At 71.5% G+C, this 19,175-nt stretch carries 23 protein-coding genes and 2 pseudogenes; 20 read left to right on the top strand and 5 right to left on the bottom strand.

Annotated elements, in window-relative coordinates; translation table 11 throughout:
• Positions 1–143: 143 nt before the first annotated feature.
• The 11 genes from hisD to ACFPA8_RS25225 all read left to right on the top strand — a co-directional run bounded on the left by hisD (position 144) and on the right by ACFPA8_RS25225 (position 7,841).
• Positions 144–1,469 carry a histidinol dehydrogenase gene (gene hisD / locus ACFPA8_RS25275; protein ID WP_386452145.1) on the top strand — a complete coding sequence of 442 codons (1,326 nt, stop codon included), beginning with the start codon at positions 144–146 and terminating at the stop codon, positions 1,467–1,469.
• A gap of 5 nt (positions 1,470–1,474) precedes the next feature.
• A complete protein-coding gene (locus ACFPA8_RS25270) occupies positions 1,475–2,572 on the top strand; it encodes a histidinol-phosphate transaminase (RefSeq protein ID WP_386452363.1) in 1,098 nt (365 codons plus the stop codon).
• Positions 2,573–2,574: 2 nt separating this feature from the next.
• Positions 2,575–3,165 (top strand): imidazoleglycerol-phosphate dehydratase HisB, encoded by a 591-nt coding sequence (gene hisB, locus ACFPA8_RS25265; protein WP_386452362.1) that lies wholly within the window; start codon positions 2,575–2,577, stop codon positions 3,163–3,165.
• Positions 3,162–3,326 carry a hypothetical protein gene (locus tag ACFPA8_RS25260; RefSeq protein ID WP_045864173.1) on the top strand — a complete coding sequence of 55 codons (165 nt, stop codon included), beginning with the start codon at positions 3,162–3,164 and terminating at the stop codon, positions 3,324–3,326. The genes hisB and ACFPA8_RS25260 overlap by 4 nt, the downstream gene beginning before the upstream one ends.
• The gene (hisH, locus tag ACFPA8_RS25255; RefSeq protein ID WP_386452143.1) at positions 3,323–3,973 is read left to right on the top strand and encodes an imidazole glycerol phosphate synthase subunit HisH; all 651 of its coding nucleotides are present in this window, start codon (positions 3,323–3,325) and stop codon (positions 3,971–3,973) included. The genes ACFPA8_RS25260 and hisH overlap by 4 nt, the downstream gene beginning before the upstream one ends.
• Before the next feature lie 92 nt (positions 3,974–4,065).
• Entirely contained in the window at positions 4,066–4,815 is a 750-nt protein-coding gene (gene priA, locus ACFPA8_RS25250) for a bifunctional 1-(5-phosphoribosyl)-5-((5-phosphoribosylamino)methylideneamino)imidazole-4-carboxamide isomerase/phosphoribosylanthranilate isomerase PriA (RefSeq protein WP_386452141.1), read from the top strand.
• On the top strand, positions 4,812–5,222 hold the full coding sequence (locus ACFPA8_RS25245) for a RidA family protein (RefSeq protein WP_386452139.1): 411 nt from the start codon (positions 4,812–4,814) through the stop codon (positions 5,220–5,222). Before priA ends, ACFPA8_RS25245 begins: the two co-directional genes overlap by 4 nt.
• Positions 5,223–5,321: 99 nt before the next feature.
• Entirely contained in the window at positions 5,322–6,092 is a 771-nt protein-coding gene (gene hisF / locus ACFPA8_RS25240) for an imidazole glycerol phosphate synthase subunit HisF (RefSeq protein WP_386452137.1), read from the top strand.
• A gap of 61 nt (positions 6,093–6,153) precedes the next feature.
• The gene (locus tag ACFPA8_RS25235) at positions 6,154–6,945 is read left to right on the top strand and encodes a hypothetical protein (protein WP_386452136.1); all 792 of its coding nucleotides are present in this window, start codon (positions 6,154–6,156) and stop codon (positions 6,943–6,945) included.
• A complete protein-coding gene (locus ACFPA8_RS25230) occupies positions 6,938–7,249 on the top strand; it encodes an SH3-like domain-containing protein (protein ID WP_386452134.1) in 312 nt (103 codons plus the stop codon). Before ACFPA8_RS25235 ends, ACFPA8_RS25230 begins: the two co-directional genes overlap by 8 nt.
• A gap of 1 nt (position 7,250) precedes the next feature.
• Positions 7,251–7,841, top strand: a complete 591-nt coding sequence (locus tag ACFPA8_RS25225; RefSeq protein WP_386452132.1) for a nitrile hydratase subunit alpha — start codon at positions 7,251–7,253, stop codon at positions 7,839–7,841.
• Between the two features lie 84 nt (positions 7,842–7,925).
• Here ACFPA8_RS25225 and ACFPA8_RS25220 read toward each other — a convergent pair whose 3' ends face one another.
• The 3 genes from ACFPA8_RS25220 to ACFPA8_RS25210 are packed head-to-tail and all read right to left on the bottom strand — an operon-like array spanning position 7,926 to position 11,298.
• Positions 7,926–8,681, bottom strand: a complete 756-nt coding sequence (locus tag ACFPA8_RS25220; RefSeq protein ID WP_386452131.1) for a succinate dehydrogenase/fumarate reductase iron-sulfur subunit — start codon at positions 8,679–8,681, stop codon at positions 7,926–7,928.
• A complete protein-coding gene (locus tag ACFPA8_RS25215) occupies positions 8,678–10,633 on the bottom strand; it encodes a fumarate reductase/succinate dehydrogenase flavoprotein subunit (protein ID WP_386452129.1) in 1,956 nt (651 codons plus the stop codon). The genes ACFPA8_RS25220 and ACFPA8_RS25215 overlap by 4 nt, the downstream gene beginning before the upstream one ends.
• Before the next feature lie 5 nt (positions 10,634–10,638).
• Entirely contained in the window at positions 10,639–11,298 is a 660-nt protein-coding gene (locus tag ACFPA8_RS25210; RefSeq protein WP_386452128.1) for a succinate dehydrogenase, read from the bottom strand.
• A 170-nt stretch (positions 11,299–11,468) separates the two neighbouring features.
• Here ACFPA8_RS25210 and ACFPA8_RS25205 point away from each other — a divergent pair, with 170 nt between their 5' ends.
• A complete protein-coding gene (locus tag ACFPA8_RS25205; protein ID WP_386452126.1) occupies positions 11,469–12,383 on the top strand; it encodes a LysR family transcriptional regulator in 915 nt (304 codons plus the stop codon).
• Between the two features lie 90 nt (positions 12,384–12,473).
• On the opposite strand, the gene ACFPA8_RS25200 is transcribed toward ACFPA8_RS25205, so the two are convergent.
• Both ACFPA8_RS25200 and ACFPA8_RS25195 read right to left on the bottom strand, forming a co-directional pair.
• Positions 12,474–12,911, bottom strand: coding sequence for a GNAT family N-acetyltransferase (locus ACFPA8_RS25200; RefSeq protein ID WP_386452125.1), 438 nt, complete (start codon positions 12,909–12,911; stop codon positions 12,474–12,476).
• 126 nt (positions 12,912–13,037) lie between these two features.
• Positions 13,038–13,670 (bottom strand): TIGR03085 family metal-binding protein, encoded by a 633-nt coding sequence (locus tag ACFPA8_RS25195; RefSeq protein WP_386452123.1) that lies wholly within the window; start codon positions 13,668–13,670, stop codon positions 13,038–13,040.
• A 251-nt stretch (positions 13,671–13,921) separates the two neighbouring features.
• Between ACFPA8_RS25195 and hisI the strand changes: the two genes are divergently transcribed.
• From hisI to trpM, 8 genes and pseudogenes are all read left to right on the top strand, one after another.
• Positions 13,922–14,344 (top strand): phosphoribosyl-AMP cyclohydrolase, encoded by a 423-nt coding sequence (gene hisI / locus ACFPA8_RS25190; protein ID WP_386452121.1) that lies wholly within the window; start codon positions 13,922–13,924, stop codon positions 14,342–14,344.
• Positions 14,345–14,355: 11 nt separating this feature from the next.
• Positions 14,356–15,894, top strand: coding sequence for an anthranilate synthase component I (locus ACFPA8_RS25185; protein ID WP_386452119.1), 1,539 nt, complete (start codon positions 14,356–14,358; stop codon positions 15,892–15,894).
• A gap of 197 nt (positions 15,895–16,091) precedes the next feature.
• Positions 16,092–16,772 (top strand): annotated as a pseudogene (locus ACFPA8_RS25180) (TIGR02234 family membrane protein); the annotation flags it as partial.
• Between the two features lie 135 nt (positions 16,773–16,907).
• Positions 16,908–17,153, top strand: coding sequence for an HGxxPAAW family protein (locus tag ACFPA8_RS25175; RefSeq protein ID WP_386452117.1), 246 nt, complete (start codon positions 16,908–16,910; stop codon positions 17,151–17,153).
• A pseudogene (locus tag ACFPA8_RS27695) lies at positions 17,150–17,380 on the top strand (DUF2752 domain-containing protein); the annotation flags it as partial. The gene ACFPA8_RS25175 and the pseudogene ACFPA8_RS27695, both read left to right, overlap by 4 nt.
• Entirely contained in the window at positions 17,381–17,587 is a 207-nt protein-coding gene (locus ACFPA8_RS27690; protein ID WP_465270243.1) for a hypothetical protein, read from the top strand. It abuts the pseudogene before it with no gap.
• Between the two features lie 176 nt (positions 17,588–17,763).
• On the top strand, positions 17,764–18,573 hold the full coding sequence (gene trpC / locus ACFPA8_RS25165) for an indole-3-glycerol phosphate synthase TrpC (protein ID WP_386452116.1): 810 nt from the start codon (positions 17,764–17,766) through the stop codon (positions 18,571–18,573).
• Positions 18,574–18,579: 6 nt separating this feature from the next.
• Entirely contained in the window at positions 18,580–18,834 is a 255-nt protein-coding gene (gene trpM, locus ACFPA8_RS25160; RefSeq protein ID WP_386452114.1) for a tryptophan biosynthesis modulator TrpM, read from the top strand.
• Positions 18,835–19,175: the final 341 nt, after the last annotated feature.

Here is a 19,175-nt window from a genome sequence, read left to right as displayed (position 1 = left end):
CGGGCCCCGCCCCGGCGTCCGTACCGCTTCATTCCCTCTCCGTGACCGTATGAACGCTTGAGGCGACGATCGTCTCCTGGGAGGGCGTATCACTCACTGATACGGAAGCCCGGTGCGTGGACGCCGTCTGAGAGACTGGATCCGTGATCTCCCGAATCGACCTGCGCGGTTCCGCCCTCTCCGCAGACGGCGGGATCGACCGTGACCTGCTGCCCCGTGCCGAGCTCGACGTCGAGGCCGCCCTGGAGAAGGTGCGGCCCATCTGTGAGGACGTCCGGCATCGTGGCACAGCGGCGCTCGTCGAGTACGCGCAGCGGTTCGACGGCGTGACGCTGGAGCGTGTGCGCGTTCCCCGGGAGGCGCTGGCCGACGCGCTGGAACAGCTGGACCCGGACGTACGGGCGGCGCTGGAGGAGTCGGTGCGCAGGGCCCGCATCGTCCACCGTGAGCAGCGGCGCAGCGACTCGACGGTGAACGTCGTGCCCGGCGGCACCGTCACCGAGCGCTGGGTCCCGGTCGAGCGAGTGGGGCTCTACGTGCCGGGCGGCCGAGCCGTCTACCCGTCCTCCGTGGTGATGAACGTGGTGCCCGCGCAGGAGGCGGGCGTCGGCTCGCTGGCGGTCACGTCGCCGCCGCAGCCCGAGTCCGGCGGCCTGCCGCACCCGACGATCCTGGCGGCGTGCGAGCTGCTCGGCGTCGACGAGGTGTACGCGGCGGGCGGGGCACAGGCCGTGGCGATGTTCGCCTACGGGACCGACGAGTGCCGGCCCGCACAGCTGGTGACCGGGCCCGGCAACATCTACGTGGCGGCCGCCAAGCGGCTGCTCAAGGGCCGTATCGGCATCGACTCCGAGGCCGGCCCCACCGAGATCGCCGTCCTCGCCGACTCCACCGCCGACCCCGCGCACGTGGCCGCGGACCTCGTCAGCCAGGCCGAGCACGACACCGTGGCCGCAGCCGTGCTGGTCACCCCCTCCGTGGAGCTGGCCGAAGCGGTGGAGGGCGAGCTGAAGGAGCAGGTCGCTCGCGCGCGCCACCGCGAGCGGATCAGCGAGGCGCTGGCGGGACGCCAGTCGGGCATCGTGCTCGTCGACTCCCTCGAGGACGGCCTCGCCGTGGTGAACGCCTACGCCGCCGAACACCTGGAGATCCAGACGCAGGACGCCGCGGACTGGGCGGCCCGCGTACGCAACGCGGGTGCCGTCTTCGTCGGCCCCTACGCGCCGGTCTCGCTCGGCGACTACTGCGCCGGCTCCAACCACGTGCTCCCGACGGGCGGTTGTGCCTGCCACTCCTCGGGTCTGTCCGTGCAGTCCTTCCTGCGCGGCATCCACGTCGTGGACTACACGCGCGACGCACTCGCGGAGGTCACGCACCACGTCGTGGCCCTCGCGGAGGCGGAGGACCTGCCCGCGCACGGGACGGCGCTGAAGGCAAGGTTCGAGTGGAAGGTGCCGCAGAGCAAGTGACCGGCATGGAAGCGCTCCCCATCCGGGACGAGTTGCGAGGCAAGTCCCCGTACGGCGCCCCTCAGCTGGACGTGCCCGTACGGCTGAACACGAACGAGAACCCCTATCCACTGCCCGAGGAGCTCGTACAGCGCATCGGCGAACGCGTCACCGAAGCCGCACGCACCCTCAACCGCTATCCCGACCGGGACGCGGTCGAGCTGCGCTCCGCCCTGGCCGGATACCTGAGCCGTGCCACCGGATTCGATGTGGGGCGGGAGCAGATCTGGGCCGCCAACGGCTCCAACGAGATCATCCAGCAGCTGCTGCAGACCTTCGGCGGACCGGGGCGTACGGCGATCGGCTTCGAGCCCTCCTACTCGATGCACGGACTCATCGCCCGCGGCACCGGCACGGGCTGGCTGTCGGGGCCGCGCCGTGCGGACTTCACCATCGACACACCGGCAGCGGTACGTGCCATCGGGGAGCGGCGGCCCGATGTGGTCTTCGTCTGCTCCCCGAACAACCCCACGGGCACCGCAGTCGACCGCGAGACCGTGCTCGCGCTGTACGAGGCGGCGCAGGCGGCCAAGCCGTCCATGGTGATCGTCGACGAGGCGTACGGCGAGTTCTCGCACCGCCCCTCGCTGCTGCCGCTGCTGGAGGGACGCCCGAACCTCGTGGTGACCCGTACGATGTCCAAGGCGTTCGGTGCGGCGGGGCTCAGGCTCGGCTACCTCGCCGCGGATCCCGGCGTCGTCGACGCGGTGCAGCTTGTCCGTCTGCCGTACCACCTCTCGGCGGTCACACAGGCCACCGCGCTGGCCGCCCTCGAACACACCGGCACGCTGCTCGGGTACGTGAACCGGCTCAAGGACGAGCGGGACCGTCTGGTGCGGGAGTTGCGCGCGACGGGCTGCGAAGTCACCGAGTCGGACGCCAACTTCGTCCAGTTCGGCCGCTTCGACGACGCGCACGCCACGTGGCAGGCCCTGCTGGAGCACGGCGTACTCGTCCGGGACAACGGCGTACCGGGCCGGCTGAGGGTTACGGCCGGTACGCCCGAAGAGAACGACGCGTTCCTCGACGCGGTACGCGCAGTGACTAAGGAGACCCCTCGATGACTCTGGCTCGCGTGGGCCGCGTCGAGCGCACCACCAAGGAGACCTCGGTTCTCGTCGAGATCAACCTCGACGGCACGGGGAAGGTGGATGTCGCGACAGGCGTCGGCTTCTACGACCACATGCTCGACCAGCTCGGCCGGCACGGCCTCTTCGACCTGTCGGTCAAGACCGAGGGCGACCTGCACATCGACAGCCACCACACCATCGAGGACACCTCCCTCGCGCTCGGCGCCGCCTTCAAGCAGGCCCTCGGCGACAAGCGGGGCATCGTGCGCTTCGCCGATTCGTCGGTGCCGCTGGACGAATCGCTGGCACGGGTGACCGTCGACCTGTCGGGACGTCCGTACCTGGTGCACACCGAACCCGAGGGCATGGCGCCCATGATCGGCGAGTACGACACGACGATGACGCGGCACATCCTGGAGTCCTTCGTCGCGCAGGCGCAGGTCGCCCTGCACGTGCACGTCCCGTACGGGCGCAACGCGCACCACATCGTGGAGTGCCAGTTCAAGGCGCTGGCCCGCGCTCTGCGCTACGCGAGCGAGATCGACCCCCGGCAGAGCGGTATCCCCTCGACGAAGGGCGCGCTGTGACGGGCCTTGCGGCGGTTCTCATCTTCGTCGGCCTCTTCCTGCTGGGCGGCGCCATCTCCTTCTGGCGGCAGAAGCTGCCGAAGAGCGTCGTCGCCGTCCTCGGCAGCGGCGCGCTCCTCGCGCTGCTGGCCGGTGTCCTGCGACTGGAGGTGTGGTCATGAGCGGACGCAAGCGCGTCGTGGTCTTCGACTACGGCTTCGGCAACGTGCGTTCGGCCGAACGGGCCCTCGCACGGGCGGGCGCGGACGTCGAGATCACCGGCGACTACGACGCCTCCATGGAGGCCGACGGGCTGCTGGTGCCCGGTGTCGGAGCCTTCGCCGCCTGCATGGCCGGGCTCCGGGAGGCCCGCGGCGACTGGATCGTCGAGCGTCGTCTGGCCGGTGGACGCCCGGTGATGGGCATCTGCGTGGGCATGCAGATCCTCTTCTCGCGGGGCATCGAGCACGGAGTCGAAGCGGACGGCTTGGGCGAATGGCCCGGCACGGTCGGGCCGCTGAAGGCCGACGCCGACCACACGGTGCCCCACATGGGCTGGAACACGGTGGAACCCGCGGAGGGTTCGCGGCTCTTCGCCGGGCTGGACGGGGAGGCGCGCTACTACTTCGTCCACTCCTACGCCGTCCACGACTGGGAACTGACGTCGACGAACCCGGCGATGCGCGCACCCCTGGTCAGCTGGGCCGAGCACGGTGCACCGTTCGTCGCAGCCGTGGAGAACGGTCCGCTCTGGGCGACCCAGTTCCACCCCGAGAAGTCAGGTGACGCAGGCGCCCGGCTGCTCGCCAACTGGACCGCCACACTCTGACGCCGGGGCGGCGGAGGGCTGTCGTTCCGCCCGTCGCGCGCCGCCCTTTCCGCCCCGCAGCACCAGTCCCTTCGACGCCGGAGATGCCGAACGTGTCCGAATCCCCCCGAGAGCCCGCCCGTACGCTGGAGCTCCTCCCCGCCGTCGACGTCCGTGACGGACAGGCCGTACGCCTCGTGCACGGCGAATCCGGCTCCGAGACGGCCTACGGCGACCCGCTGCAGGCAGCCCTCGCCTGGCAGAGCGCCGGAGCCGAGTGGCTGCACCTCGTGGACCTGGACGCCGCGTTCGGCACGGGCGACAACCGTGCCCGCATCGCCGAGGTCACCCGCGCCATGGAGATCAAGGTCGAACTGTCGGGCGGCATCCGCGACGACGACACCCTCGCCGCGGCCCTCGCCACCGGCTGCCGCCGGGTCAACCTCGGGACAGCCGCGCTGGAGACGCCCGAGTGGGTCGCCAAGGTCATCGCAGAGCACGGCGACAAGATCGCCGTCGGCCTGGACGTCCGGGGGACGACGCTGCGCGGCCGTGGCTGGACGCGGGACGGCGGCGACCTGTACGAGACCCTGGAGCGGCTCGACGCGGAAGGCTGCGCCCGCTACGTGGTGACCGACATCAACAAGGACGGCACCCTCAAGGGCCCCAATCTGGAGCTGCTGCGGAACGTCTGCGCCGCGACGGACCGTCCCGTCGTCGCCTCGGGCGGTGTCTCCTCCCTCGACGATCTGCGCGCCATCGCCGGGTTGGTGCCGGAGGGCGTCGAAGGGGCGATCGTGGGGAAGGCCCTCTACGCCAAGGCGTTCACCCTGGAAGAGGCTTTGGAGGCCGTCTCGTCATGACCCCGCCCGAACCGCGTGACATCGAGCGTTTCCAGTCCGGCAGCCCCTGGGAGGAGTCGATCGGGTTCTCGGGCGCGGTCGCGGCGGGCGACCGGGTGCTCGTGGCCGGGACGCTTCCCCTCGCCGAGGGCGGGGAGCTGATGGGCGAAGGCTCTCCCTACGAGCAGACGAAGGCCGCCTTCGGCAACGCGCTGAAGGCCCTGGCCTCCTTCGGCCTCGACGCCTCCTCGGTGATCCGCACGCGGATGTACCTCACGCATGCGCGCGACGTGGAGTTCGCGGGCCGCGCCCACCGGGAGATCTTCGAAGAGGTACGTCCTGCCGCCACGGTGGTGATCGTCTCCGGCTTCGTCGACTCCCGGGTGCTGGTGGAAGTGGAACTGGAGGCGTTCCGCGGCGGCGCGTAGAGCGCGCCACGGGGAGGCGGGGCGTTGCAGCAACTGCCTTGTCCGCGCCTGAAGTTCTTGTCGAACCGAGTCACCGCATCTGCAAGGAGCAAGCACAGCATGTCCGTGGCCGTACGAGTCATCCCCTGCCTGGACGTGGACGCCGGCCGGGTCGTCAAGGGCGTCAACTTCAAGAACCTGCGCGACGCCGGTGACCCGGTCGAGATGGCGAAGGTCTACGACGCGGAAGGCGCCGACGAGTTGACCTTCCTCGACATCACGGCGTCCTCCTCGGACCGGGAGACCACGTACGACGTCGTGCGGCGCACGGCCGAGCAGGTCTTCATCCCGCTGACGGTCGGCGGCGGCGTCCGCACGGGCGACGACGTGAACAGGCTGCTGCGGGCGGGCGCCGACAAGGTCGGGGTCAACACCGCGGCGATCGCCCGGCCCGAACTCATCCGTGAGATCGCCGAACGCTTCGGCCGCCAGGTGCTCGTGCTGTCCGTGGACGCGCGGCGGTGCGGCGAAGGCACCTCCACGCCGTCGGGCTTCGAGGTCACCACGCACGGCGGGCGGAAGGGTACGGGCATCGACGCCGTCGAATGGGCGCACAGGGCAGGGGAGTTGGGAGCCGGGGAAATCCTGCTGAACTCCATGGACGCCGACGGCACCAAGGACGGCTACGACACGGCGATGATCGAAGCGGTACGCAAGCAGGTGACGATCCCCGTGATCGCCTCGGGCGGCGCCGGACGGCTGGAGCACTTCCCCGCGGCGGTCTCCGCCGGGGCGGACGCGGTGCTCGCCGCCTCGGTCTTCCACTTCGGCGACCTGCGCATCGGCGAGGTCAAGGACACGCTGCGCAGCGCGGGTCACCCGGTGCGCTGAACGTACGGCGACGGTCGTCCACCTGTGGCGTGAACATCAACGTGCTGACCCGCATACGTCCATGAACGACCGCACTGCACCGGACCCTTCCACCGTCGCATGGGACCACCCCGGCACGCGTACGGCCCTCGGCGCGTGGCTCGCACAGCATGTGGTCAAGTCACTGGGCCGGCTGGGCGCGTGGGTCGCTCTGGTCTTGCCCGACCCGGACAACCCGGAGAGAACGGCGTCGCCGAAGGAGCCGGGGGTGATCCTCAAGCGATGGAACCGCGTCGTGCGGAAGGGCTTCGAGGACGAGCTGTGGTACGCGGGTGATCCGCGCTTCGCGGTGGTGGTGGCCAAGCCGGGGCTCCGGTCGATGGGATACGCGCGGCAGCCCAGCGGCTTCGATCCGCGAACCTCTCCGCGCCGCCGCGGACTCAGTCCGGAGGCCCGCCGGAGGGCTCTGGCCATCGGCGCACGGCTCGGCCCGGAGCGCGGTGAGAGCCGCAGCCGGAGCGGTCAGGGCCGGCCGACACCCCCGAGGGCGCGCCGGAGATACGAACGGTTCCGGGCGCCGCCGGCGGCGCATAGGCTGCCGCGCATGAGCAGGGTGAACGACGTCGGCGGGCAGACGGGCTTCGGACCTGTCGTACCGGAGGAGGACGAACCCGTCTTCCACGCGGACTGGGAGGCGCGGGTGTACGCGCTGAACACCGCGCTGGTGCGGCGGGGCGTCTACAGCCTCGACGAGTTCCGCGACGCCATCGAACGCATGCCGCCGCAGGACTACTTGACCGCTTCGTACTACGAACGCTGGCTCCACGCGATCGAGGAGCTCACCGGCCGGCAGGGCGTGGCCGGCGATGAGTGAGAGCGGGGCACGGCCCGCTCGCTACTCCCCGGGCGACCGGGTCCGTACCCGCGCCGTCGACCCCGACCGGCACACGCGGCTGCCGCGCTACGCACGCGGCCGCACGGGACGGATCGTCGCCGTCACGGGGAGCTGGCCGCTGGCCGACGACGTGGCCCGGCGCCGTGCAGAGCCGGACGTCGAGCCGCGTGTCGAGCCCGTCTACACCGTCGCGTTCGCCGCCCGCGACCTGTGGGGCGAGGGGGACCACGAGGTGACGCTGGATCTGTGGCAGTCGTATCTGGAGCCGTACGAGGAGGTCTGACATGAGCGGAACGCACACCGGCAACCCGGTTGCGGCGCGGGTGCGCCGCCTGGAGGAGCGGCTCATCGCGGACGGGCTGGTGACGGACGGCGAACTGGACGCCGTCCTCACGGCGGTGCTGGACGGCGCGTCGCCGCTCAACGGCGCCCGGATCGTCGCCCGCGCCTGGACCGACGCGGGCTTCCGCGACAGGCTGCTCGCAGACGCCAACGGGGCGCTGCCCGAGGTCGGTCTCTCCATGGCGGGCGGGCTGCAGGAACAGCGGCTGAAGGTCGTCGCCAACTCCCCGGGCCGGCACAACGTGTTGGTGTGCACGCTGTGCAGCTGCTACCCGGTGGCACTGCTGGGCCCGTCCCCGTCCTGGTACAAGAGCGAGGCCTACCGCTCCCGAGTGGTCCGCGAACCCCGGGCCGTACTGGCGGAGTTCGGCTTCGACGTACCGGAGACCACCGAGATCACGGTGTGGGACTCCAGTGCCGAGAGCCGCTACCTGGTGCTCCCTCGACGCCCGGACGGGACAGAGGAGTTGAGCGAGGAGGAACTGGCCGGCCTGGTCACCCGCGAAGGACTCATCGGCACCGCGGCCGTCTGAGCGCGGAGCGCGTCCGGCGCCCGCGGTCCGGTACCGGTCGCGTCCGGCGCCCGCGGTCCGGTACCGGTGGAACCGGTGGGCGATTCAGCCCGTGCCGGCCTCGCCGTGGCGCACCGCCCGCAGGTACTCGCGGTTCATCGAGGAGATGGAGAAGAGCGGGATGTCCTTCGGACAGGCCGTCGCGCATTCGCCGGCCAACGTGCAGCCGCCGAAGCCCTCTTCGTCCATCTGCTCCACCATCTGCACGACACGGGACTCCCGTTCGGGCGCTCCCTGCGGCAGTGCGGCCAGATGGTTGACCTTGGCCGAAGTGAAGAGCATGGCCGAACCGTTGGGGCACGCGGCCACGCACGCGCCGCAGCCGATGCACTCGGCGTGCTCGAACGCCGTCTCCGCGGCGGGCTTCGGCACGGGCGTGGCGTGTGCGTCCGGCGCGGAGCCGGTCGGCACCGTGATGTAGCCGCCCGCGCCGATGACACGGTCGAACGCTCCGCGGTCCACCACGAGGTCCTTCACCACGGGGAAGGCCGAGGCACGCCACGGTTCGATGTCGATGGTGTCGCCGTCGTCGAAGTGCCGCATGTGCAACTGGCAGGCGGTGGTGCGTTCCGGCCCGTGGGCCTGCCCGTTGATGACCATTCCGCAAGCGCCGCAGATGCCTTCGCGGCAGTCGTGGTCGAAGGCGACGGGTTCCTCGCCGCGCTCGGTCAGCTCCTCGTTGAGCGTGTCCAGCATCTCCAGGAAGGACATCTCCGGTGAGATGCCGTCCACTTGGTAGGTGCGCATGCCGCCGGGGGAGCCGGCGTCGGCCTGGCGCCAGATGTTCAGGGTGAGCCTCATGCGTAGCTCCGCTGCGTGGGGTGTACGTATTCGAAGACCAGGTGCTCCTTGTGCAGGACGGGCGGAGTGCCGGTACCGGTGTGCTCCCAGGCGGCGGCGTAGGCGAACTCCTCGTCGTCGCGGCGTGCTTCGTCGTCAGGTGTACGGCTCTCCTCACGGAAGTGGCCGCCGCAGGACTCGGTGCGGTGCAGAGCGTCCAGACACATGAGTTCGGCGAGTTCGAGATGGTCGGAGATCCGGTTGGCCTTCTCCAGCGACTGGTTGAGCCCTTCGCCGGTGCCGGGCACGCTGACGCGGCGCCAGAACTCCTCGCGCAGGGACGGAATCCGCTCCAGGGCCTTGCGCAGGCCGGTGTCCGTCCGGGCCATCCCGCATTCGTCCCAGAGGAGTTCGCCCAGCTCCTTGTGGAAGGACTCGGGGGTGCGGTCCCCGCCGACGCTCAGCAGGCCCTCCAGACGTGCGGTGACGGAGCCGACGGCTTCGGCCACCGCCGGGTGTCCGTCGGGCACCTCGTCGTGCGGGTGGCGTGCCAGGAAGTCACCGAGGGTGGCGGGCAGCACGAAGTAGCCGTCGGCGAGGCCCTGCATCAGCGCGGACGCGCCCAGCCGGTTCGCCCCGTGGTCGGAGAAGTTGGCCTCGCCGATCGCGAACAGCCCCGGCACGGTGGTCTGCAGGTCGTAGTCCACCCACAGTCCGCCCATCGTGTAGTGGATCGCGGGGTAGATGCGCATGGGGGTGGTGTACGGGTCCTCGGCGGTGATCCGCTCGTACATCTCGAAGAGGTTGCCGTACTTCTCCTCGACCGCTTCGCGGCCCATCCGGGCGATGGCGTCGGCGAAGTCGAGGTAGACGCCCTGGCCGCCGGGACCGACGCCGCGGCCCTCGTCGCAGACCTTCTTCGCGGCGCGTGAGGCGATGTCGCGCGGCACGAGGTTGCCGAAGGCGGGATACGTCCGCTCCAGGTAGTAGTCCCGCTCGTCCTCGGGGATCTGCTCGGGCGGGCGTTCGTCGCCGCGGGTGCCGGGCACCCAGATGCGTCCGTCGTTGCGCAACGACTCGCTCATCAGGGTGAGTTTGGACTGGTGGTCCCCGGAGCGCGGGATGCAGGTGGGGTGGATCTGGGTGAAGCAGGGGTTGGCGAAGTACGCGCCGCGCCGGTGCGCGCGCCAGACGGCGGTGGCGTTGGAGTTCTTGGCGTTGGTGGAGAGGTGGAAGACGTTGCCGTATCCGCCGGTGGCGAGGACGACGGCGTCACCGAAATAGGTGTCGATGCGTCCGGTGACGAGGTCGCGGGCGACGATGCCGCGGGCCCTTCCGCCGATCACGATCAGGTCGAGCATCTCGGTACGCGGGTGCATCTCCACGTTGCCGGACGCGATCTGGCGGGAGAGGGCCTGGTAGGCGCCGAGCAGCAGCTGCTGACCCGTCTGGCCGCGGGCGTAGAACGTGCGCGACACCTGCACCCCGCCGAACGAACGGGTGTCGAGCAGGCCCCCGTACTCGCGGGCGAAGGGCACGCCCTGTGCGACGCACTGGTCGATGATCTCGACGGAGATCTGCGCGAGGCGGTGCACGTTGGACTCGCGGGCGCGGAAGTCGCCGCCCTTCACCGTGTCGTAGAAGAGGCGGTGCACCGAGTCGCCGTCGTTGCGGTAGTTCTTCGCGGCGTTGATGCCGCCCTGCGCGGCGATGGAGTGCGCGCGGCGCGGGGAGTCCTGATAGCAGAACTGCACTACGCGGTAACCCTGTTCGGCCAGCGTGGCGCCGGCGGAGCCGCCCGCCAGACCCGTACCGACGACGATCACGGTGTACTTGCGGCGGTTGGCCGGGTTGACGAGTGCCGCGTCGAAGCGGCGCGTGTCCCAGCGCCCGGCGACGGGGCCGGAGGGCGCCTTCGTGTCGCGGACGGGCTCGCCGGTGCGGTAGCCGAGGTAGTCCAGGTGACGGTTCATGCCGGTCAGCCCACCAATCCGGTCATCACGCCGAGGGGTACGGAGACGAAGCCCAGTGTCAGCACGAGCGCCAGCGCGTTCGCGGTGGCCTTCAGCGCCCGGTCCCGGCGGGCCCGACCGGCTCCGAGCGTCTGGGCGGCGCTCCAGAAGCCGTGCCGGATGTGGAACCCCAGGGCGAGCATCGCCGCGAGGTAGACCGTGTTGCCGTACCAGGTGGAGAAGGTCGCGAGGACGTTCTCGTACGGACGTCCCTGCACCGCGTTCTCGTTGACGGTCAGCGTGGTCAGGTCCAGCAGATGCCACACGACGAACAGGCCCAGGATGACCCCGCCCCACCGCATCGTGCGCGTGGCGTAGCTCGCGCGGGGCCGCTTGTGGACGTACCGCTGCGGCCGTGCGGCGCGGTCGCGGCGGCTGAGCTGGTACGCGGAGACGGCGTGGGCGACGACGGCCGCCAGCAGCACCACCCGCACCAGCCACAGGAACCACTCGTGGTGGAGGAGCGGTTCACCGATGGTGCGCAGCCAGTGCGCGTAGCCGTTGAACTCGGCCGCCCCGAAGAAGATCTTCAGATTGCCGAGCATGTGCACGACCAGGTACAGCAGCATGATCAGGCCGCTGACCGCCATGACGGCCTTCTTGCCGATGGTCGAGCGCCACAGCATTCCCGGCCACGTCCTCGGCCGCCGAGGCGTGCCGGACGGTTCACGAGCCGGTGGACGGGTCCCTGTCGCCGTTGCCATGGGGCCGACGTTAAGGACGTCCCGGCGATTAGTCCAAGAGAGGCTGGAGCTGCATTCCATAGCTGCTGCCTATTGCGCCCTATGCTCGTGCCATGCAGCTGCACCAGCTCCGCTACTTCACCGCCGTCGCCGACGCCCGGCACTTCACCCGTGCCGCCGAGGCCGTACACGTGGCGCAGCCGTCCCTGTCGCAGCAGATCCGCGCCCTGGAGCGGGAGCTGGGCGCCGAGCTGTTCCACCGGGCCCGCGGTCACATCGGCCTCACCGACGCAGGGGAGGCCCTGCTGCCCCTCGCCCGGCGCATCCTCGCCGACGCCGAGACGGCGCGCCGCGAGGTGCAGGAGGTCGCCCGGCTGCGCAGCGGACGGGTACGGCTCGGGGCGCCGCCGAGCCTCTGCGCAAGCCTCGTCCCCGACGTGCTGCGTGACTTCCACGCCCGCTACCCCGGCGTCGAGCTCCACGTCCACGAGGGCGGCTCGCAGGACCTGGTCCGCGTCCTCGCGGAAGGCGAGCTCGACCTCGCGCTCGTCATCACCCCACTCCCCGTCCAGGGCCCTGCGCTGACCACCGCCGAGCTGCTGCGCGAAGAGCTGGTCGCCGTCTCCGCCCCCGATGAGCCCCCGCCGGTCCGACGGCGCACCCTGCGCGTCACGGACCTCCGCGAGCACCCGCTGGCGATGTTCCGGCGCGGCTACGACCTGCGGGAGTTCACGCTCGCCGCCTGCCGCGCCGAGGGATTCGAGCCCGAATTCACCGTCGAGGGCGGTGAGATGGACGCCGTACTCGGCTTCGTACGGGCGGGGCTCGGCATCGCCGTGGTGCCCCGCATGGTCGCCGACCGCTCGGGCCTGCGCGTCACGCCGTTCACGCGCCCCGGACTGCACCGCACGATCTCGGTGGCGCACCGCAGCGACGTCTCACCGCCGCGCGCGGCACGCGAACTCCAGCACATCATCGAGCGTTCGGTGCAGCGGCAGGCCCGGCCCCGGGGCGGACGACCGGGCTGACGGTTCGGGGAGGCCGGAGGCTCAGGGTCGGCTTCGACGCCGTGGCCAAGCTCAGCAGCCTCAAGCTCAGCAGCCTCCAGCGGGCCCTGCCTACGGCCGCACGACGAACCGGTAGACCTGGGAATCGCGGCTCTGGAATCCCAGCCGTTCGTACAGCCGATTCGCTGCCTGCCGGGACGGATGCGAAGTGAGGTCGACGGTCCGGGCCCCAGCCGCTTCGGCCAGGCGCAGGGCCTCCCTGGTCAGCTCCGCTCCCACACCGTGACCCCGGGCCGCGTCGTCGACCACGACATCTTCGATGCGGCTCCGCAGCCCTGACGGCAGCGGAAACATGATCAGCGTCAGCATGCCGACCGCCCGGCCTTCGGCCCGGGCCAGCAGCAGAGTGTTGGCATCACTGCGCACCAGCCGGTCCACCGACTCGTGGTCGGGCGCACCGGCCGAACTCGAAAGCTGGGGCAGCAGGCGCGTGACTGCTTCGACCACCTCGTCGGTCGCCTCGCGGACGACCTCCACCTCGACGCTCATGATCGTGAACCCTATCGACAGGCGCCCGGAGCACAGCGGTCCACCGCGTACCGGAGCTCAGCGCCGGCACAGAACCTCTGCGTCCGCTGCGAGTCCGCCGTACCGGCGCCCGGCCCTGAGTGAGCCTCAGATCCCCAACTGCGACTCGTGCGCCCGCGCGACGGCCTCCTTCTCGCCGTCCGTTTCCACCCGCGCGACGCGCTGGCGCCCCGAGGTGTACAGCACCAGCTCGTTGGGCTCCCCGGTGACGGTGACGACCGGCGTGCCCTTACGGGCCACGACCGTCTGCCCGTTGGGACGGCGCAGCACCAGTCCCACCGGCGACTTGCGGCCGAAGATGCGGGCCGTCCCCTCCAGCCGCTTCCACAGCGCCTCCTGGAAGACGGAGTCCAGCTCGCGGGGAGTCCAGTCGAGGGCGGCACGGCGGACGTCCTCGGCGTGGATGTAGAACTCGATGGTGTTCGCGGCCTCGTCGATCTGCTTGAGCGCGAAGGGGGACGAGCGGGGCGGTCCGGTGCGGATGAGCTGGATCAGCTCCTCGTACGGCTTGGCGGTGAACTCCCCGTGCACCCGGTCCCGGCGCTGCGCGAGCGGCTTGATGAGGGCTCCGGCGGCCGCGTCGGCACGGCGCTCCCGTACGACCACGTGCGCGGCCAGGTCCCGGGCCTTCCAGCCTTCGCACAGGGTCGGGGCCTCCGGCCCGCTGCTCTCCAACAGATCGGCCAGGATGAGACGTTCACGCTTCGCATGGGTCGACATGCCGCCAAGGGTACGACTGGTGGCCCGCGTCGGCGGCGATTTGGGGCGCCACGCCCCCAACTGCCCGATAACCGGCGCCGGCCGGGACCCGGCACACCGGGTTCCGGGGCCGGGGAGGCGGGCCCCGTAACGGGCAGCGGATCGGGACAGGGGCGGACGTGGGGGTCCCGGCGGCCACGTCCGTCCCCGGAGCAGTCGGCGGGGCGCACGGTGCGGCTTCGAGGGGTCCCCCGATGCGGGACAATGGCCCCATGCCTGCACGACCCTCCGCCACCGCACTCGACCCCGCGATCGCCGCGCGCCTCAAGCGCAACGCCGACGGTCTCTTCCCCGCCATCGCCCAGCAGTACGACACCGGCGAGGTGCTGATGCTCGGGTGGATGGACGACGAGGCGCTGCACCGGACGCTCACGACCGGCCGCGCCACCTACTTCAGCCGCAGCCGCCGCGAGTACTGGGCCAAGGGCGACACGTCGGGGCATGTGCAGCACGTGCGGTCGGTCGCCCTCGACTGCGACGGCGACACGGTGCTCGTCAAGGTCGACCAGGTCGGGGCCGCCTGCCACACCGGTGACCGCACCTGCTTCGACGCCGGTGAACTGGCTCCGGCCCTGCCTGCGGCGTCGGAACCGTCACGGGACGAGCGGTCACCGCGGACCGCTGACGGCCACTAAGGTCACCGAGCATGACGACTCCGGATCTCCACGCCTTCCGAACCCTCGCGAAGGACCGCAGGGTCATCCCCGTGACCCGTCGCCTGCTCGTCGACTGCGACACCCCCATCGCGCTGTACCGCAAACTCGCCGCCGAACGGACCGGGACGTTCCTGCTGGAGTCGGCGGAGAACAACCGGACGTGGTCCCGCTACTCCTTCGTCGGCGTGCGCAGCGCCGCCACCCTCACGGTGCGCGACGGGTCGGCCCAGTGGCTCGGCGCCCCGCCCGTCGGCGTTCCCGTGGAGGGGGACCCCCTGCGGGTGCTGCGCGAGACGGTCGAGGCTCTGCACACCCCCCGCGACCTGCACGAGGGCACGGACCTGCCGCCGTTCACCGGGGGAATGGTCGGCTACCTCGGCTACGACATCGTGCGCCGACTGGAGAAGGTCGGCGACAGCGACACCACGGCCGACGACCTGCATCTGCCCGAGCTGACCATGCTGCTCGCCTCCGACCTGGCCGTGCTCGACCACCGCGACGGCACGGTGACGCTCATCGCCAACGCCATCAACCACAACGACCTCGACACCGGCGTCGACGAGGCGTACGCGGACGCGGTCTCGCGGCTCGACGCGATGGCCGAGGATCTCGCCCGTCCCGTACCGGCGAGTTCCGCCGTCCTGCCCCCCTCGCAGCTCCCGGAGTTCACGGCCCGCTCGGGGGGCGCCACCTACCAGGCGTGGGTGGAGGACATCAAGGAACGCATCCGCGCCGGTGAGGCCTTCCAGGTGGTCCCGTCCCAGCGGTTCGAGACGCCGTGCACGGCGAGCGCCCTCGACGTCTACCGGGTGCTGCGCGCGACCAACCCCAGCCCGTACATGTATCTCTTCCGCTTCGCGGACGGCGCCGACGGCAGGAGCGGCTTCGACGTGGTCGGGTCGAGCCCGGAGGCGCTGGTGAAGGTCGAGGACGGCCACGCGATGATGCACCCCATCGCCGGCACACGGCCGCGCGGCCAGACGCCGCAGCAGGACACGGCGCTCGCCGAGGAACTGCTGGCCGACCCCAAGGAACGGGCGGAGCACCTCATGCTCGTCGACCTCGGCCGCAACGACCTGGGCAGGGTGTGCGCACCGGGCAGCGTCGAGGTCGTCGACTTCATGTCGATCGAGCGCTACAGCCACGTCATGCACATCGTCTCCACCGTGACGGGCCGCCTCGCCGAGGGACGTACGGCATACGACGCACTCGCCGCCTGCTTCCCGGCCGGCACGCTCTCCGGAGCGCCCAAGCCGCGCGCCCTCCAGATCATCGAGGAGCTGGAGCCCACCAGACGCGGTGTCTACGGCGGCTGCGTCGGCTATCTGGACTTCGCCGGTGACGCCGACATGGCCATCGCGATCCGCACGGCGCTGCTGCGTCAGGGGACGGCCTACGTGCAGGCGGGCGCCGGAGTCGTCGCGGATTCGGATCCCGTCGCCGAGGACACCGAGTGCCGCAACAAGGCGGCAGCGGTCCTCAGGGCGGTCCACAGTGCCGAAAGGCTCGGCGGTAGCGTGGACGGGTGACTTCCGTACCACCGGCACGCTCATCGGACAGCGCGAAGGACTCCGGCGCCGAATCCGGCACCGGCACCGAATCCGGCACCGAATCCGACAGCGGTACCGGTACCGGCACCGCACCAGGCACTCCGGAGAACCCGGCAGACCCCCTCACCCACGACGGGCCCGGCTCCTCCGCGCCACGGGGCGGCCGGCCTCCGGCGCCGTCCGCCCCCCGTTCCCGCGCCGCCGGGCGGGCGCTCGGTGTCGCGTTGCTGTCCGGCGCGGCCGGTGCGGCTGCGGCGCTGGTCGCGGGCGGCCAGGTGTGGAGCGAGGCCACGGCGTCATTCGCGCAGGGAGAGGTGCCGGTGCAGGCGAAGGGCGGTGACGTCACGGGTCTGCCCAGCGCGCTCGCCCTGGTCGGGCTGGCCGCACTGGTCGCCGTCCTCGCCGTCAGGCGCAGGACCCGCGTCGTGGTCGCGGCGCTGCTGACGCTGTGCGGTGCCGGCACCCTCGTCTCGCCGCTGCTCAGCGCGGACGACCGTGCGCCTCTCGTGGAGAAGGCGGCGAAGACCAGCGGGCTCGCACAGAGCGGGATCGAAGCGGTGCACGTCACTGCCTGGCCCTACCTCTCCGCGGCGGGCGGCGCACTGCTGCTGTTCGCGGGCGTGCTGGCCGTGCGGTACGGGGCGCAGTGGCCGTCGATGTCGGGGAGCGCCCGGTACGAACGGGCCTCCCGCAGGCAGCGCAGCGCCCCCGTCGTGGACCCGGACCGTCCCGAGGACCTGTGGAAGGCGCTCGACCGCGGCGAGGACCCCACCGAGGGCACTCCGCCCGGCTCCGCCGGCCCGGCCCCGACCCGCGGCGAAGGCACAGGCGGAGGCACAGGCGGAGGGACCCCCTGAAGCGGCGCCGCAATTCCCTGCGCGGTCTGCGAGCACACCCCTGACGATGCCGCCGCGCGGAGGAGGGGGAGAATGGGGCGTGAGCGGGCCCGACGGCCTGCTCGCTGGAAGTCGGTTGGACTACGAGGAGCACACATGGCGGGGAACAGCCACGGTCACACCCTGGCGGCGTGGACGGGCGTCACGATCGTCTTCATCGGGTTCTGCATCTCAGGGATGTACACCGTCCTGGCCGAGCCGGTCGGATTCGTCGCCGGGCTGGCCGTGATCGCCGCGGGCGGCGTCGTCGGCGCGCTGATGCGGGCCGCGGGCCTCGGGCAGTCCAAGCCCGGCCCCAAGAGCAACGACCGCGGAGCCCAGCCGCAGGAGCAGTCGTCCTGACCGGATGGGAGCCCCTTCCCGCGGGGCGCCGGCCTGCGTCGCCGGCGTCCCGGCTCGTCGCGCCGGCCGCCACCCTCGCGGTTGTCGGCGCGGCGTTCGCCTACGTCGGGTCGGTCGATCCGAATGAGCCCGGTCACTATCCCGTCTGTCCGCTGCTGGAGCTGACCGGCGTCTACTGCCCGGGTTGCGGCGGGCTGCGCAGCGCCCACGCCCTCGCGCACGGGGACGTGGCGGCCGCCCTGGGCGCGAATGCCCTGGCAGTGCTCGGATTCGCGCTCTTCGCTGGGTTCGTGGTCTTCTGGGTGGTGCGGATTCTGCGGTCCAGGCCCGTGACGGTGCCGTTGCGCAGCCCGCACTGGTGGGTGCTGGGGACCACGGCGCTGATCTTCACCGTCGTACGGAATCTGCCCGTGGGCGCCGTCCTCGCCCCGTGAGCGGACCCGCGTACGTACGACGGGGCGTACAACCGGGTGCTCTGTCCCGAATACGCAGTTCGAGCCAACCGGATGCGAGACCTCCGGCTCAGGCCCGATAGCATCGCACTGCCCGTTCCGACCACCCTTCGTGCCTTGTGCGAAGGCCGGACCCAGCCCAGAAGGAGGCCGCTCGCGTGAGTGTGCTCGACGAGATCATCGAAGGCGTGCGTGAAGACCTTGCCGAGCGGCAGGCGCGCGTCAGCCTCGACGAACTCAAGGAGCGCGCCGCAGCTGCCCCGCCCGCGAAGGACGGAGTCGCCGCGCTCAAGGGCGACAGCGTCAAGGTCATCTGCGAGGTCAAGCGCTCCAGCCCCTCGAAGGGGGCCCTTGCCGCCATCGCCGACCCCGCCGGGCTGGCCGCGGACTACGAGGCGGGCGGCGCCGCCGTCGTCTCGGTCCTCACCGAGCAGCGGCGCTTCGGCGGCTCGCTCGCCGACCTCGAGGCCGTCCGGGCGAAGGTCGACATCCCGGTGCTCCGCAAGGACTTCGTCTTCTCGGCCTACCAGCTCTGGGAGGCGAGGGCGCACGGCGCCGACGTGGTGCTGCTGATCGTCGCCGCCCTGGAGCAGGAGGCGCTCGTCTCGCTGATCGAGCGGGCCGAGTCGATCGGGCTGACCCCGCTCGTCGAGGCGCACGACGAGGAGGAGGCTCAGCGTGCTCTCGAAGCCGGGGCACGCATCGTCGGGATCAACGCGCGTAATCTCAAGACCCTCGAAGTGGACCGCGACAACTTCTCCCGCATCGCCCCGGAGCTTCCCGGCCACATCGTCAAGGTCGCCGAGTCCGGCGTCCGCGGTCCGCACGACCTGATCGCCTACGCCAACGAGGGCGCGGACGCGGTGCTCGTCGGCGAATCCCTCGTCACCGGCAAGGACCCGAAGACCGCCGTCTCCGACCTGGTCGCCGCCGGCGCCCACCCGGCGCTGCGGCACGGCAGGGACTGAGCCCGCATGACCGCCGTCCACCGCCGTCGAAGCCCCGGCAGGAACGCCTGCCCGGGGCCGTCACCGACGCCCGGCGCACGGCGCTGCCGGGCAGGGGCGGGTCCGTACGCGGCCCTGGCGCGCGGCTGCCGCCCACGCGGGTGCCGCGCGCCCGCGAGGCGGGTGCACGGCCGCCGGGTGCGCTACCACATCGGCTGCGAACCGGGCCAGATCAACGGACGCCGATGGCGTACGGCCGGCGCGCCCTGCTCCGCGGTCTGACGCTTCCTCCCGTCACGCCTTCCTCCCGTCACGCCTTCTCCGGTCGCGGCGGGGCTTCGGAGGGCGAGTCCCGCGGATGTGACGTCGCGTCTGCGCGCACGCCACCGCGGTGCCGAAGGCCCGCCCGTCCTGAGGACGATCCCGCCCGAGCCGTGCGACGTCGTCGTCGCCGACCGCGGGCACCGTCCGCGGCGGCCGGTGACGGTCCCCGGCCGGGCCGTGTCCCTGCCGCGCACACCGCACGGTGACCGCCCCCAGCGGGGGCGCGGCCTGAGCGGGCGTCCGGGAGCAGACGTCCGGGAGCGGGCGTCCGGGAGCAGGCGTCCACCAACAACGAACTC

It is taken from the genome of Streptomyces ovatisporus, assembly GCF_042653885.1.
Lineage (GTDB): Bacteria > Actinomycetota > Actinomycetes > Streptomycetales > Streptomycetaceae > Streptomyces > Streptomyces ovatisporus.
This window is presented reverse-complemented; position numbering and strand designations above follow the sequence as displayed.